Consider the following 14,581-nt stretch of genomic DNA (forward strand, 5'->3'; position numbering starts at 1 on the left):
GCAATATTATTATTAAAATAAAAACCTGAAGAATAAATATATAAACACATTCACACGAAAAAACTAATTAAACAGAAGGTAATTAAACAGAAGGTAATCAAACATAAACTAATTTAGAATGCATCAAATCAAAAGGTGCCTATATACGCTAGCAATCAAAGTTAGTAATAAAAATTAATCCCACAAGCTTTAAAAATTAAATCATTGGCTATTAAGCCTATTTAACATTAGCTATAAGCTTCAACTTCATCATTTGTATTAATTGTTCTGAAAATTGAAATTCATTAAACGCTCTTCAACTGATTATATGAGTTACAACCTCATTGCCTGTGCCCATGCTATCGACTTATGCCATGCAGCCATCACTTAGAGAGACAACCAACAAAGCCATCGGGATAGATTGCCAATATAATCATCAAGATAGATGATCAACAAAGTCAGCAGGATAAATTACCAAACAACAATATACTTTGCGTAAGTCAGCTTAGAGAAATTATCAAGATTCCTGTTAAACCCCTCCTGTAAATAAATCAAAATTTTAAACAAATAAGATTCGACAGACAAATTATTTAACAAATATTTACGCTGAGGTACAAGGATGGGCATTAATTAATGAAGCTAGATTTAATGAAATGCTAATCTATCGTTGAATTACGGAATAACGACTTGCTGATCTTTCAATTTAACAACACTTTACTCTGCTTAGAGGAGATACAATGTTTGATGTAATGCTTTCTATTTGGCATCAAGATTTTGATGTCTTATTGGAAACAGTCACAATCTATCACCTAATGTTGATATTAGCGCTCATTTTGTTTCTTGAATCTAGCTTTGTCTTTTTACCTCTTCCCGGTGATGGACTTGTGTTATTTGTAGGTAGCTTAGTGGGTTTAGGCGTTGTAGAACTTCAACATGCCTTTCTATTATTAACCTTTAGTGCCGGGTTAGGATCTTGCATCGCCTATATTCAAGGAAGGTGGCTGTCTCATCACCCCATTGTGACTAAAATTGAAAACGGTCTGCCAGACAATACACTACAAAGAGCGTCTAACTTATTAGAAAAGTACGGCTTTTTAGCCCTATTTATCTCGCGTTTTATCCCGTTTGTTAGAGTGTTAACGCCTATGCTGATGGGTATTAGAGAGCTTGGCGTTAAACGCGCAGTGTTGATGAGTTTTACCAGCGCAATGATCTGGAGCGCGGTGCTGTTATTTATAGGTCAATGGGTGATGAATAACCCGATGCTGAGTAATCATCAGGAAACATTAAATAAAGCCTTTTTAGTCGTGAGCTTAAGTTTAATGATCTCTGCAACAATTGCGATGTTGTTTCGGTTTTCTAGAAAATCAAAACAACAAAGTGCAAAGCAGCAGTCACCACGCTAAATATCAGAGTTTTAGCTTAAGCACTAAAACTCTGACTAAAATACCTACCGATATAATTCAATGACTTACTTGTAAAATAAGCTTTTAGCTCTGTCTGATGCCAATCTTAACCTTCTAGTACATCAATTAGTTTGCCAATAATGTCGATTTACAATTTCTGGTCAAATAAGTCCTAAATAACTCAAGTAAAACAAGCCCTTCATTAGCATTAATAATGAGACTTTCATCACACTTAGTTGTTGATTGTGCTAAGCTAAATTCGATAACAATACACTTATGTCACTCAATCCCAATGAATTTAACTTTCATTGACTGAATCGTTGTCACTAACGAGATAATGTTTGTTAGCCCTAAGGCAAGAATCCCTTATATGCAGGAGGCATAATGCAAGATTACGTAGATCAAATCGATATCAATCAATACCTACCATTAATTATAGATGTTGGCATCAATGTACTACTCGCCGCATTAATACTGATCGTTGGCCTTTATATCGCGAATAAAGCCAGTGCAATCATTAATAAAATTGGTGAAAAGTACGATAAGCTCGACAATACTTTATTCCGTTTTTTAGGCAGTGTTGCTAAATACATCATTCTCGCGTTTGTTGCGATTGCGGTATTAAATCGCTTTGGTGTGCAAACCGCTTCAATCGTTGCCTTGTTGGGTGCTGCTGGCTTAGCGGTTGGTTTAGCGTTACAAGGAACATTATCTAACCTTGCTGCTGGTGTAATGCTATTGCTATTCCGTCCATATAAAGTCGGTGATTTTATTAGTGCTGCAGATCGTTTTGGTAATGTGCAAGAGATTGACCTATTCACTACCATTTTAAGAACTTTCGATAATCAGCATATTATTGTACCGAACAGCCAAATTTGGGGCGCACAAATCGTCAATCACTCATTCCATGATATTCGCGGTGTGGATATGCACTTTGGTGTGGCTTACAAAGAAAACACCGATGAAGTAAGAAAAGTGATTGATGCTGTACTTGCCGCTCATCCGCATATTTTGAAAGATCCGGCACCATTTGTAGAAGTTGAAACCTTAAATGACAGCTCAGTGGACTTCTTAGTCCGTCCATTCTGTCATGGCGAGCATTACTTCGACATCCTGTATTCAATCCCTGAGCAAATCAAGAAAGCACTGGATGAAGCAGGTATTGAAATTCCTTTCCCACACAGAAAACTGATCATCGAAAAAGAGTAACAATCTTGGGATTTTGATGAAAACAGCGAGCAAGTGCCTTTGGCCTTGCTCGTTTTACCTTTAGCAATACTAAAAAATCACACATCATTAATATCAAATAGCGACTCAACTCCAATTCCATCTCTTCAGACATACTAGTCGAGTTTAGTGCTATTTTAGCGTTATAATCGCTGCGCAAAATACCAGATAACGATTTAACCCATTTTTTAAAGAAGCAGAATTAACCCCATGACGCCAGAACGTTTAGCCCGCATCAACGAAATGCTTGATAATCGCCAAGTCGACCTCACGGTTTGTCTCGATAAAGTCCATAAAACCAATAATATTGCTGCGACAGTACGTACTGCTGATAGTGTTGGTATTCATCAAGTTCATGCGGTTATGCCTGAAGAAACCCTATGGGTATCAGGTAATACCTCATCAGGAAGTCATCGCTGGGTTAACACGATAAAGCATCAAACGTTTACTGAAGCTCACGAACAATTTAAAGCTAAGGGAATGCAAATTCTTGCGACGACTTTTTCTGATACTGCGGTAGATTTTCGTGAAGTGGATTACACCAAACCCACAGTGATTGTGCTCGGTAATGAACGTGATGGTGTCAGTCCTGAAGCTATTGCAGCTGCCGATCAACACATTATTATTCCGATGGTGGGCATGGTGCAATCATTGAATGTCTCGGTTGCTGGTGCATTAATCATGTACGAAGCACAAAGACAACGTGAACAAGCCGGTATGTATAACAACAGACAACTTGATCACCAATACTGCCAAACTAAGTTGTTTGAACAAGGCCATCCTATATACGCCAAAGCCTGTCGTAGAAAACAAATCCCTTATCCAGCTATCGATGAGAACGGCCAAATTGATGCTGATAGTGAATGGTGGGATCGCATGCGAGCGCCCGATCCTGATGCATAATCTGTAAAGGCATGAGTTAGCAAGCTTAAGTTAAACTGGTATAAGTTAAACTGGTATAAGCTAAACTGGTATAAGTTAAACTGGTATAAGCTAAACTGGTCTAAGTTAAACTGGCGTAAGCTAAACAAGCTTACGCATCAAGAGATATCGCACTGAAAGCCCGCTTGCCTCCCACTGTCAAACAATAAAGCGAACCCAAGGGTTCGCTTATTCAATCATCACTATCTATACCACTAATACTGATTAGCGATGAATCAACTTCGAAGTATCTTCAATAATATTCAGTGCCTGATCAACCTGCGTATTTGTCACATAAGGCGCAGGGCCAAACCTTAGTTGGTTACCTCGACTATCACAAAGCAAGTGACTCTCGCCTAACTGTTTAACCCAATCACCAGCTTTATCTGTAGTCAAAGATAAAAATCCACCATTGGCTTGCACATCGTGAGACGGTAATCTCAGACCTAATTTGTCTTCACCTATCGCTGCAATACCTTGCCATAAACGTTTAATTTGAGCTTGATTTATCTCTCTTAAAACTTGGTCAGTTAACTGCTTCTGTTTAAAAAAATCAAACACAGCTACGGCGCGATAATGGCTGACAGGATCATATGTCGAACCAGCAAAAGCAGATTGCCCCAAACCATACCCCACTTTACCAGGTGCTTGGTCTAACACATCGAACTCAGCGTACCACCCTGTAATAATTGGACTGCCTTGATAACTAGCAGGGATCCGCATCATGCAATTACCTTCACCCGCTTGGCAGTATTTGTAACCACCACCGACCACAAATGCTGATTCAATCTGCCAGTGTTGTAAATTAAATGGCACCACATTTAATGCATGATAGGCATCCACTAGGCAAGGCACGTTTAATGATTCAGCCGCTTTAGCGACTAAACCAACGTCATAGAAAATCTCACTGGTGTTAAAGAAAACTGCCGATAACATCACTGCATCGGTATCAGCATCTATCTTATCAATCACTCTTTGCGCTAACGTCTCACTTGGATGAACAGGCACGATTTCAATGGTACAATTAAGCTCTTGTAAACGTTGTAGTTGGCGTCTTAAAGAATGAAACTCTCCATCTGTGGTGACGATTTTTAACGGTCTATTTTGCTTGGTTTTAACGTAGTTAAGATCCGATAAAAACCGTAAAATCAGTTCATGAGTTGATGAGCCTAAGGCTATTTGGCCATCTGGCTCCCCCATCAAGCTGCGATAAAAATCTCTTACGCTGTCAGCTTTCGCTAATGCTATGCACCACTTATCATCTATGTGTTTTGCCGCATCGTCATAGCACTCTAACATGCCTTGTTTGGCCACATCTGGCCACGCTTGATGTGAATGACCAGACAGTAAAATACGCTTAGCTACATTAAATGCACAATAATGAGCTTGTAGGTTTTCGGCTAAATGCGTTGTCATAACGTTAATCTCTTAAATCAAATAATGGGCGAAGAAGTTGGCCACTTCCTATCAGTGCTATAAGTGAGTGCGTAGCTCAAACAACTCAGGGAAAAAACTGATATCCAATGACTTTTTCAAGAACTCAACTCCTGAAGAACCACCAGTTCCGGCTTTGTTACCAATAATTCGCTGTACTGTGTACATATGTTTAAAGCGCCATTGCTGAAAACTATCTTCAATATCCACCAGCTTTTCAGCTAACTCGTATAGTTCAAAATGCTCATCTGCATCTTGGTAAACATTAATCCATGCTTGTAGAACAGCTTGATGACTTTGATAAGGTTGGCTGACATCTCTAGCTAGCACTGACTCATCATCAATTAGGCCTTTCTGATGTAATACCTTAATGCTGACATCGTATAAGCTCGGTGCGTGTAACAGCTGATTTAACTCGATGTAAACTGCTGGATTGGCTTTATGAACCTCCAGTAAATCAGCATTTTTATTACCTAGTAAAAACTCAATTTTACGATAACCGTAAGACTGAAAACCCGATGAGTGGCCTAATGCATCACGAAATTTAAGGTAATCAACTGGGGTTAATGTGGCGAGAATATTCCATGATTGAGTGAGTTGATTCAGAATTTGTTTAACCCGAGAAATCACTTTAAAGGCATGACCAAAATCGCCAGACTTAATGTTATCAATCGCACACGTTAGCTCGTGTCCAGCCAGTTTTAACCAAAGCTCACTGGCTTGGTGGATAACAATAAATAGCATTTCATCATGTTCTTCAGATAGTGGTTGCTGCGCCGATAAAATCTTCTCAAGATTCAGGTAATCGCCATAGGACATATCATCTTTAAAATCTCGATGAATGCCTTCCTCAAGCTCTCTATAATTAGCTTTGGTCTCATTATTTTTATTGTTATCAGTCTGCTTTGCAGACTTATGACCAAGTGGGCAGCCCATGAACAAACTCCTTTTGTGACCTAATTCGGTTAAAATATGCGAGTTTTTAATCAATATTAATTGATTAAAACACCAACTAAATAACCTATCACGTCAATGAATGCCTGACTAACACTGCGAATACTTAAGCGTCAGTTTTAATTTACATTTTAATTGACGATAGGAATTAAACTCTGCGAATAAGAAATAATCCGTTGTAATAAGCCAACTTTGACACTCGTTTTTAGTGTTTATGCTGTAGCAGCGATTCCCCTTGTTTACCCTTTTCTCTTATGTCACCTAGGCCGTGTTGACCTTTGCTAATTAAATTTCGTTCGAGATAAAAACGGATTAAATGCGGCGAGTGAATTGCAGCCTTGCAATCTAAACACTCTTTATTCGCAAAAAATCCCTCAATAATGCCGAATCCGTTTTTAGCCAACCCTTGAAGGCTGCGTTTGTTGTCCATTTTTACGACGTTATCGGCTTTTTATGTAGCTTAACGACACCACATTTTTCTAAATGAGCAATAATTTGCTGCAATACAACCTTGAAATATCAACATGCCCTAGCAGTAACCACACTTTTAGTTATTACGTTCAAACCAAGTTGTATAAATCATGATAACCATTGCCCAATCATCCATTTCTAAACCGATATCACTCTTAGCTATGCCCCTGTATAGACGCTAATGTAAATTTAAAAATAAATTAAAAAATGAAAAAATATTTTTTATACCGTTAAATCATAAGTTTAATAACACTTATCATTTTATCTCTCCAAGCTTTGAGCCTAGCCACTGTGAAATAAATAACGCATCACACTGAATATAAAATCATACCCGCGACCTCAGATAGCAACAAAGTCACCTTTATAAGAATATTTATTCATGTTTATGCGTGACTTACCAAGCTCAATTTACAAAAGAATATTTATTTACATTTATTTTACAAATATAACAACTAAAGATAGATTGATCGCAACAGGGCATCAAAAATAGATTTTTGCGCTGTAAAAATAATAAAAAACAATTTTTTACTCTGAATAACATGGAAATAGTTATGACTAAAAACAAAGTAACAACTGTACTAGGAGTGTCAGTACTGGCACTTTCGATCTCTAACAGTATCAACGCTGCACCCTCTTTCACACCAAACTTGCATAGTAATGCAATACAACTAGACCAACAGGACCCACTCCCAAAACGCTATATAGTAAAATTCAAGAATGCCAATGCTGCATCAGCAGGGTTTTCTACAGCTACTGCTGATGCGATTGACGATGCGCAATATGAGCCAAGAAGCAATGAAGTATTTTCACATTTTCGTGCAATGAATAGCGTTGCAGCAAAAGAAATGAAACGTATTGGCCGCAGTAATAGCTATAGCGTAAAGCTCGATAGCAAAAATTTACAAGCATTAAGATACCGAGCTGATGTTGATTACGTTGAAGAAGATGTCCAACGTCGATTATTGAATGAAACCACGCCTTGGGGGCAGACCTATGTTGGCGCAACTTCAGTCAGTGATAGTCAAGCTGGCAACCGTACCATTTGTATTATTGATTCGGGTTATGATTTAGGACACAACGATCTGAATGCCAACAACGTAACAGGCTCAAATAACTCAGGTACCAATAACTGGTATGAACCAGGTGCCGGCAATGCCCATGGTACTCATGTTGCTGGTACTATCGCCGCTATCGCCAATAACGAAGGCGTTGTGGGTGTAATGCCCAATCAAAACGCCAATATTCATGTTATTAAAGTATTCAATGCTTCTGGCTGGGGCTACTCTTCAGATCTTGTCGCTGCAGTGGACACTTGTGTCAACAATAATGCCGATGTCGTCACTATGAGTTTAGGTGGTTCGGGTTCAAGTAACACTGAAAGAAATGCCCTCGCTGCCCATGAAAATAACGGTGTGTTATTGATTGCCGCTGCCGGTAATGATGGTAACAGTACCCTCAGTTACCCAGCATCATACGATTCAGTTATGTCTGTTGCCGCTGTGGATAGCAATAAAGACCACGCAGCGTTTTCACAATACACAGCGCAAGTGGAAATTTCAGGTCCAGGTGAAGCCATTCTATCAACCGTCACCCGCGGAGAAGGCCGTTTAGCGGATATCACTATTAATGGCCAGTCATATTTTGATAATGGTATTGTGCCCCATAATCGCTACGTATTGTCAGGTTCAAGTCATGTCAGCACACCATTTATCGGCACAGCTACTGGTGCATTAGCAGAATGTTCGGTCAATGGTAGTAGCTTTAACTGTGGCAACATGAACAATAAAATTTGTTTAGTTGAGCGTGTTGGTAACCAAGGTAGTACCTACCCAGATATTGATGCTGTTAAAGCTTGTGAGGCAGCTGGTGCAAGTGCATCGATTGTCTACAGTAATACCGACTTACCTGGGCTTCAAAATCCTTTCTTGGTAGACAGTAATAACGAAGCGCCTATTGTATCAGTGTCAGTTGACCGCGCTACGGGGCTAGCATTACGTAATCAAATCGGCTCTTCTGTTACTGTAACCAATACCGATAATGAAGATTACGAATATTACAATGGCACCTCGATGGCGACCCCCCATGTTTCGGGTGTAGCTACTTTAATATGGAGTCATCATCCAGAATGTAGTGCAGCTCAAATTCGCGCAGCACTTAATGCAACCGCTGAAGATTTAACAATAGCTGGGCGCGATAACCAAACTGGTTATGGTTTAGTTGATGCGCAGGCAGCCAAAACTTACCTAGATGCATCTTGTACTGGGCCTACTGATCCGGGCACAGGTGTTGGTGATGACGAATTGGTCAATGGTGTTGCTAAGGCTAATTTGAGTGGCGGCACCAACGACGAGCTTTTCTTCTCAATTGATGTGCCTGCTGGCGCAACAGATTTAAGCTTTACTATGAGTAGTGGCAGCGGCGATGCCGATTTGTATGTTCTATATGGCGCAGCCCCAACCGCTAGCAGTTATGACTGTCGCCCTTGGAAAGGCGGTAATGCAGAATCTTGCCCGATAGCAACGGCACAAACTGGTATTTACCATGTGATGGTACGTGGTTACAGCGCATTTAGTGGCGTGAGTTTAGTCGCTAATTACACTGAAGCATCTGGTGGTGGTACAGGCGGTGGCACTGGTGGCGCAGCCACTTACTCTAATAACACCAGTTACAGTATTCCTGATAACAGCGCTGCCGGTGTAAGCAGCACATTATCTGCTGCGCGTACTGGCGATTCTGGTGAAATTACTGTGAGTGTTAATATTAGTCATACATACATTGGCGATTTAAAAGTTGAGCTATCTAGCCCAACTGGTCAAGTTGCCGTATTACATGACAATACTGGTGGCAGTGCAAACGATATTGTTAAAACATACACAGTCAATATGACTGGCATTGAGTCTGCCGGTGATTGGAGACTTAAAGCAGTTGATAGCGCAAGACGAGATATAGGAACCATCAATGCTTGGGAACTCTCGTTTCAATAATTCATGATTAACGATAATCACTGAGTCTAATGGTTAATGCTAATGATTAGCCTTATGTCTGCCAGTTCCCCGCTGGCAGGCATTTTTTATTCCTCTGTAAACATCTCGCGAATAACAGACAAAGATTGAATAATGCTAATAAAGTATTTAGGATCGTTTTATCGATACTCAATCAAGAATTAACCCCATGACCACCGAGCTTTACTTTATCTACGACTCACATTGTCCTTGGAGCTATGCGGCAACGCCAATAGCAAATGCATTACAAGAAGCCTACCCAAAGATGCAGGTACATCTATTACATGCTGCCCATTACATGGGTAAAGACAGCGCGGGCGAAGAACAAATGGAAGCGGCAGAAAGAGCCAGTGGACTGAAGTTTGGTCGAGATTATATCCGCTATGCAAACAGTCCTAAAAGCTCAATCAAGACCGCCAACTTAATGGGTTGGATGCAAAGCAAGCAAGCTGACAAACAGCTACCAGTGCTAAATGCCCTGCAAAGAGCACACTTTATTGAAGGCAATCCATTAAATACTAAGCATGATTTCATGGACATTGTAGAGAAATTTAAATTGTCTCCATCTAACAAAATATTCAGAGATGAGCTGAATATGGATGCAGAGTACGTGCTAGAAAGCATCGAAGAAATTCAGCAAATGATCGGTACTAAAAACTTCCCTGCAATGGTGATGACCGTAGGCGACAACGCAATTTTTATCGACCATTCAAAATACATCAGTAGCCCACATGCGGTAGTAGATGCCGTTGAGCAAGAAATCGCTGCTTTTAAATAGCCGTTGTTAAACTGATTTGATAATAAGGCTCTTTTTCAAGGCATTTGCTGAAAGTACTTGTTGATAGCTAAATAAAACACGGTTAACGACCGTGTTTTTTTATGGCTAAAACCGGTGTGATAAGAGATTGATAACAAGGTAATAAGAGTATGCTAGCCACCAGGTTTACACCCACCCAGTAACTCCATTTCAGTAATATCCCATGACTAAGCAGCGCTTCTGTTACAATAGCGCGCATAATTTTCGATATGTACTCATTTGGGATCCATGAAAGAATTTATCATCATTGGCGCAGGCCAGTCTGGCTTGTCTATGGCTTATAACTTATCCAACAATAATAAAGATTACTTAGTACTAGATGCCAATGAACATATCGGCGCTCCTTGGCTTAAAAGATGGGACTCGTTAACCTTATTCACTCCTACTGAGTACAACCATCTTCCTGGGATGAAGTTTCCCTTCCCTAAGGGCTATTACCCTAATAAATATGAAGTGGCCGAATACCTTAAAAGCTATGTCGAGCAATTTAAGATACCAATTGAGTTCAATCAAAAAGTCACATCAGTTAAAAAAGTGAACGGCATTTTCGAAGTCATTACAGGTTCAAGCCAATACCAAGCTAAGCAAGTAATCGTAGCCACAGGCCCGTTCCATACCCCTTATACCCCACCATGTCATCTTGATATTGCCGATAATGTCACCCAGTTGCACAGTGAAAACTATAAGAACCCATCACAACTGCAGGATGGTGATTGCTTAGTCGTAGGTGCGGGAGATTCTGGGGTACAGATTTTATCTGAAATAGCTGAGACAGGCCGCACAGTGCACTTTTCTGGCACCGATAAAATTGCCGCTATTCCACAAACATTTTTAGGTAAAACACTCTGGTGGTGGTTCAGTAAAATCGGCTTTTTGTCTGTGTCTCGTTATAGCAAAGTCGGCAAATGGCTCAGTAAAGGCGTGCAGCCTGTTATTGGTACAGATGTTAAGTCACTACTTGCTAAAGATAATGTGATTCATATGGGCAGAACCTTGTCGGCTGATGAGTCTCATATCACCTTCCAAAAAGGCAGTGTCAGTAGTATTAAAAATATTATTTGGGCGACAGGCTTCAAACCTAACTTTTTTTGGATTGATGGGATTTCATTTGATGAAATGAACTACCCGAGCAATTATCGTGGCGTCAGTAGTGATGTTGAAGGACTTTATTTTATTGGCTTACCTTGGCTATACACACGGGGCTCTGCCACCCTCGGCGGTGTTTACAAAGATGCTGAATATTTGATGACGCATATTTTAGATGTCAAAGCCGCTTAATCGCCACGGTTAAATTTCATAGTTAACTATCATGGTTAACAGCTGGCCTCATCAATAAACAAAAAACACGGCAATTGCCGTGTTTTTGATTATTAAATACTTTGATTCACCTGTGGCAGAGTTTGAAAGCCGCTTAAAAGCCACTAACGAACCTTAAAGTTCCTTTGGGTATTTTTAACCACCAACATGATAATTAAGGCGGTTAGTGCACCACCGACATGGGCAAAATGAGCAATATTACCGATAGAATACTTTGTCACGCCAAAGAATAAATCACCTAAAATAATCAATGGAACAAAGTACTTAGCACTAATCGGTACCGGCAAGAATATCAGTGATAATTTCGCATTTGGATATTGCATTGCAAAAGCCACTAACACTCCATAAATAGCTCCTGACGCCCCTACTGCTGGGGTATGATAAATGGCCATTAGCTCGATTAACCGATCTTTACCGAGTGCAGTAATCAAATTTTGATCCGCCATACCCTGAGATAAAATCGCGTCGATATGTGAGCTGCCATAACCCAGCGCCATGATCTCATTAATAATCATGTTGAACTGATAATAATTAGCAAGGGTGTATATCGCCGCTGCGCCTATTCCAGTCGCAAAATAAAACAATAAGAACTTAGGTGTTTGCCAAGTTTGCTCTAACGGTGTGCCAAAAGACCACAATGCAAACATATTAAACAGAATATGAGCAATGCTGCCGTGCATGAACATATGCGTAAAAGGCTGCCAAATCTGAAATTGATCGTTAAGCGGAAAGTACAACGCCAGCGACTGTAATTCGGTCACATTTACGAACTCACTTAAGATAAAAATAACCGCATTGATCGCCATTAAATAAATAATGGATTGATTTCTCGCAGGCATAAATAAGCTCCTAATAAACTCTAATAATCCATTATTTAGATAAACTGCCTGAACGGCCAATAGCCAGTAATAACTTACCAACAAGAAAACTACCAATGGCAGTGATTCCTGTGCCCAGTATAGAAATCCCCTCATATAAAGGGGGTACGTTACTGCTCAATAGCATACAACCGCCTAAGAAAATCGCGCCACTTAACACCCCAAAAACTAAGCGATTGATAATGGTATCAAGGTTGCGATGATTAAGGTTTACGTCAAAGTGACCACTGCTGATTTGATGGGTTAATTTGTCGATTTCATCAGGTAAACCATTGATCACCCGCTGCCAACGAGTCGAAATGGTTTGCGCTTGTTTTAATGCATGTAGTGGAGACAACTGCGCTAATTTTATTTTAATCGCATACGGTCTTATCGCATCGCCAACGCTTTTATTACTGCTTAATAATTTCGATGAGCCTTCAAGCATAATTAACACGCGAAACAGCATCGACACTTCTGTAGGGATCACCAACCTATGCTGTTTAATAATCCGAATAAATTCGTTTAACACATCTACGATGGAGACTTGTTTCATGTCCACCTCAAGGTAGTCATGCACAAACTCGCTTATATCTTTCTCAAGTAGTTCATGATCTAGCTGCGGCTGGCTCTGACATAGTCTAATGACATGGTAAGTAAGCTCTTTCGGGTCTTTATCTGCCAATGCAAGCAATAACTCCTGAAATCGTTGCTGCATGTCTTTGCTCAGCCTTGCTGTCATTCCCCAATCCAGTACCCCAAGACGATTATCTTCAAGTACCCAGATATTGCCTGGGTGAGGATCTGCATGGAAAAAACCTAACTCAAAAATCATATCTAAATAGACTTTAATGCCCACATCAGCAATCTTACTGGTGTCATATTGTCCCTGCTCCAATGCAGTTTTGTCGGCAATACTAAAGCCTTTTAAGCGCTCCATAACCAACACTCGTTTACTGGATAACTGCTGATAAACATCGGGAATATGAACGTGCGGGTTGGCTTCAAAAAACTGACTGGCTTTTTGCATGCTACGCGCTTCTTTAACGTAGTCGAGTTCATTCAGTAATGACTTAGTAAACTCTAAAATCAAGCTGGTAGGCTGATACAGTCTGAGCTCTTCATGATATTGCTCAACAAGTGAAGCTAACATCTTAAGGATTTCTACATCTGCCAGAATCTTATCTTCAATTCCTGCATGTTGTACTTTGACGACCACTTCATCACCGTCTTGAGTGGTCGCAATATGCACTTGGCCTACAGAGGCTGATGCTAATGGAGTGAAATTAAAATCGATGAATAATTGCTCGAAAGGTATACCAAACTCAGCTTCAATGGTTTTCTTAATTTCAGCTTCTGGATCTGCTGGAGTGCCGGCTTGAAGTTTAGTCAGCTCTTCGGCAATGTCTTGGCCGACCAAGTCTGCTCTGGTACTCAATATCTGGCCCAGCTTGATAAATGCTGTACCTAATTCACTAAAAGCCAAACGCAAACGAACAGCAACAGAAAGCGAGGCGAGTTGTTGGCCATTTTCATTAACGAATACACTTTTAATAAAAGCGGGGTTCTCTTCTCTTATCCAATTAGCCAAACCATATTTAACTAACACTGTAATAATTTGCTTCGAGCGAGATGAATGATTCATTAACTGTTTAACATTGAATAACTTCATCGATAATCTCATCCTGGTATCAAAGGCCAAAACAATGACCTTATATTACTAACCAGATTATCCTCAAGCGCAGCGAGTGTACAGTCGTCAGCACGCATTTTTGGTGCGTTAGAGCCTAATTAAGCGCCAAGGCGTGTTATAAACTAAGTGATTCAATTTACGTGCGTATTTTGCAAGACTATTGCCAGCACAATGAGCATAAAATGGCTTATCTCGCCAATAGCACGATGAATATGTTTGTTGAGATCAATGATGAAAAATGAACAGACTAGTGAACTGAAAATAGTAGTAAAAAGAGTAGTGAACAGAAAAATGCGCAGATAAATGAGGGGGAAATGACTTTTTACAAAAGAGCTTATTCAAGGATAATGATGAAGTGAACCCTCCCGATATTATCGCTGAACTAGACTCTATTTTAGGTTCTAGTTAAGGCTCTAGTTAAGGCTAAATGAGAACCACTTTTGGCGATTCTCACAATAGCTTTAATTAAACACTTTAATCTAAAGTCTTTAATCTACAGTCTT

The 14,581-nt window shown here is 40.0% G+C and carries 11 protein-coding genes; 6 read left to right on the forward strand and 5 right to left on the reverse strand.

All coding sequences use genetic code 11. The features are described 5' to 3' along the window. The first annotated feature begins 716 nt into the window (after positions 1-716). The 3 genes from BCU84_RS17280 to trmH all read left to right on the forward strand — a co-directional run bounded on the left by BCU84_RS17280 (position 717) and on the right by trmH (position 3,515). Positions 717-1,385, forward strand: coding sequence for a DedA family protein (locus BCU84_RS17280; protein WP_102529322.1), 669 nt, complete (start codon positions 717-719; stop codon positions 1,383-1,385). A 384-nt stretch (positions 1,386-1,769) separates the two neighbouring features. After that, a complete protein-coding gene (locus BCU84_RS17285; protein WP_102529323.1) occupies positions 1,770-2,594 on the forward strand; it encodes a mechanosensitive ion channel domain-containing protein in 825 nt (274 codons plus the stop codon). 228 nt (positions 2,595-2,822) lie between these two features. Beyond that, positions 2,823-3,515 carry a tRNA (guanosine(18)-2'-O)-methyltransferase TrmH gene (gene trmH / locus BCU84_RS17290; protein ID WP_102529324.1) on the forward strand — a complete coding sequence of 231 codons (693 nt, stop codon included), beginning with the start codon at positions 2,823-2,825 and terminating at the stop codon, positions 3,513-3,515. A 243-nt stretch (positions 3,516-3,758) separates the two neighbouring features. Here the strand turns inward: trmH and BCU84_RS17295 are convergent, their stop codons facing one another. The 3 genes from BCU84_RS17295 to BCU84_RS17305 all read right to left on the reverse strand — a co-directional run bounded on the left by BCU84_RS17295 (position 3,759) and on the right by BCU84_RS17305 (position 6,351). Further along, complete coding sequence (locus BCU84_RS17295; RefSeq protein WP_102529325.1) at positions 3,759-4,949, reverse strand: kynureninase; 1,191 nt, start codon at positions 4,947-4,949, stop codon at positions 3,759-3,761. 57 nt (positions 4,950-5,006) lie between these two features. Beyond that, positions 5,007-5,903: a tryptophan 2,3-dioxygenase gene (gene kynA / locus BCU84_RS17300; protein WP_102529326.1), complete on the reverse strand. Its 897-nt coding sequence runs from the start codon at positions 5,901-5,903 to the stop codon at positions 5,007-5,009. A 223-nt stretch (positions 5,904-6,126) separates the two neighbouring features. After that, entirely contained in the window at positions 6,127-6,351 is a 225-nt protein-coding gene (locus BCU84_RS17305; RefSeq protein ID WP_102529327.1) for a hypothetical protein, read from the reverse strand. A gap of 592 nt (positions 6,352-6,943) precedes the next feature. On the opposite strand from BCU84_RS17305, the gene BCU84_RS17310 reads away from it, so the two are divergent. From BCU84_RS17310 to BCU84_RS17320, 3 genes are all read left to right on the forward strand, one after another. Further along, positions 6,944-9,376, forward strand: a complete 2,433-nt coding sequence (locus tag BCU84_RS17310) for a S8 family serine peptidase (RefSeq protein ID WP_102529328.1) — start codon at positions 6,944-6,946, stop codon at positions 9,374-9,376. Positions 9,377-9,563: 187 nt separating this feature from the next. Beyond that, the gene (locus tag BCU84_RS17315) at positions 9,564-10,172 is read left to right on the forward strand and encodes a protein-disulfide isomerase (RefSeq protein WP_102529329.1); all 609 of its coding nucleotides are present in this window, start codon (positions 9,564-9,566) and stop codon (positions 10,170-10,172) included. Positions 10,173-10,439: 267 nt separating this feature from the next. Continuing rightward, positions 10,440-11,489, forward strand: a complete 1,050-nt coding sequence (locus BCU84_RS17320; RefSeq protein ID WP_102529330.1) for an NAD(P)/FAD-dependent oxidoreductase — start codon at positions 10,440-10,442, stop codon at positions 11,487-11,489. A gap of 143 nt (positions 11,490-11,632) precedes the next feature. Here BCU84_RS17320 and BCU84_RS17325 read toward each other — a convergent pair whose 3' ends face one another. Together BCU84_RS17325 and BCU84_RS17330 are read right to left on the reverse strand one after the other, a co-directional pair. Further along, on the reverse strand, positions 11,633-12,367 hold the full coding sequence (locus BCU84_RS17325; RefSeq protein ID WP_102529331.1) for a rhomboid family intramembrane serine protease: 735 nt from the start codon (positions 12,365-12,367) through the stop codon (positions 11,633-11,635). Between the two features lie 31 nt (positions 12,368-12,398). Further along, the gene (locus tag BCU84_RS17330) at positions 12,399-14,057 is read right to left on the reverse strand and encodes an AarF/UbiB family protein (RefSeq protein WP_157936239.1); all 1,659 of its coding nucleotides are present in this window, start codon (positions 14,055-14,057) and stop codon (positions 12,399-12,401) included. Between the last annotated feature and the right edge of the window lie 524 nt (positions 14,058-14,581).

This window comes from Shewanella sp. 10N.286.51.B7, assembly GCF_002873615.1.
In the GTDB taxonomy this organism is placed as follows: domain Bacteria; phylum Pseudomonadota; class Gammaproteobacteria; order Enterobacterales; family Shewanellaceae; genus Shewanella; species Shewanella electrodiphila.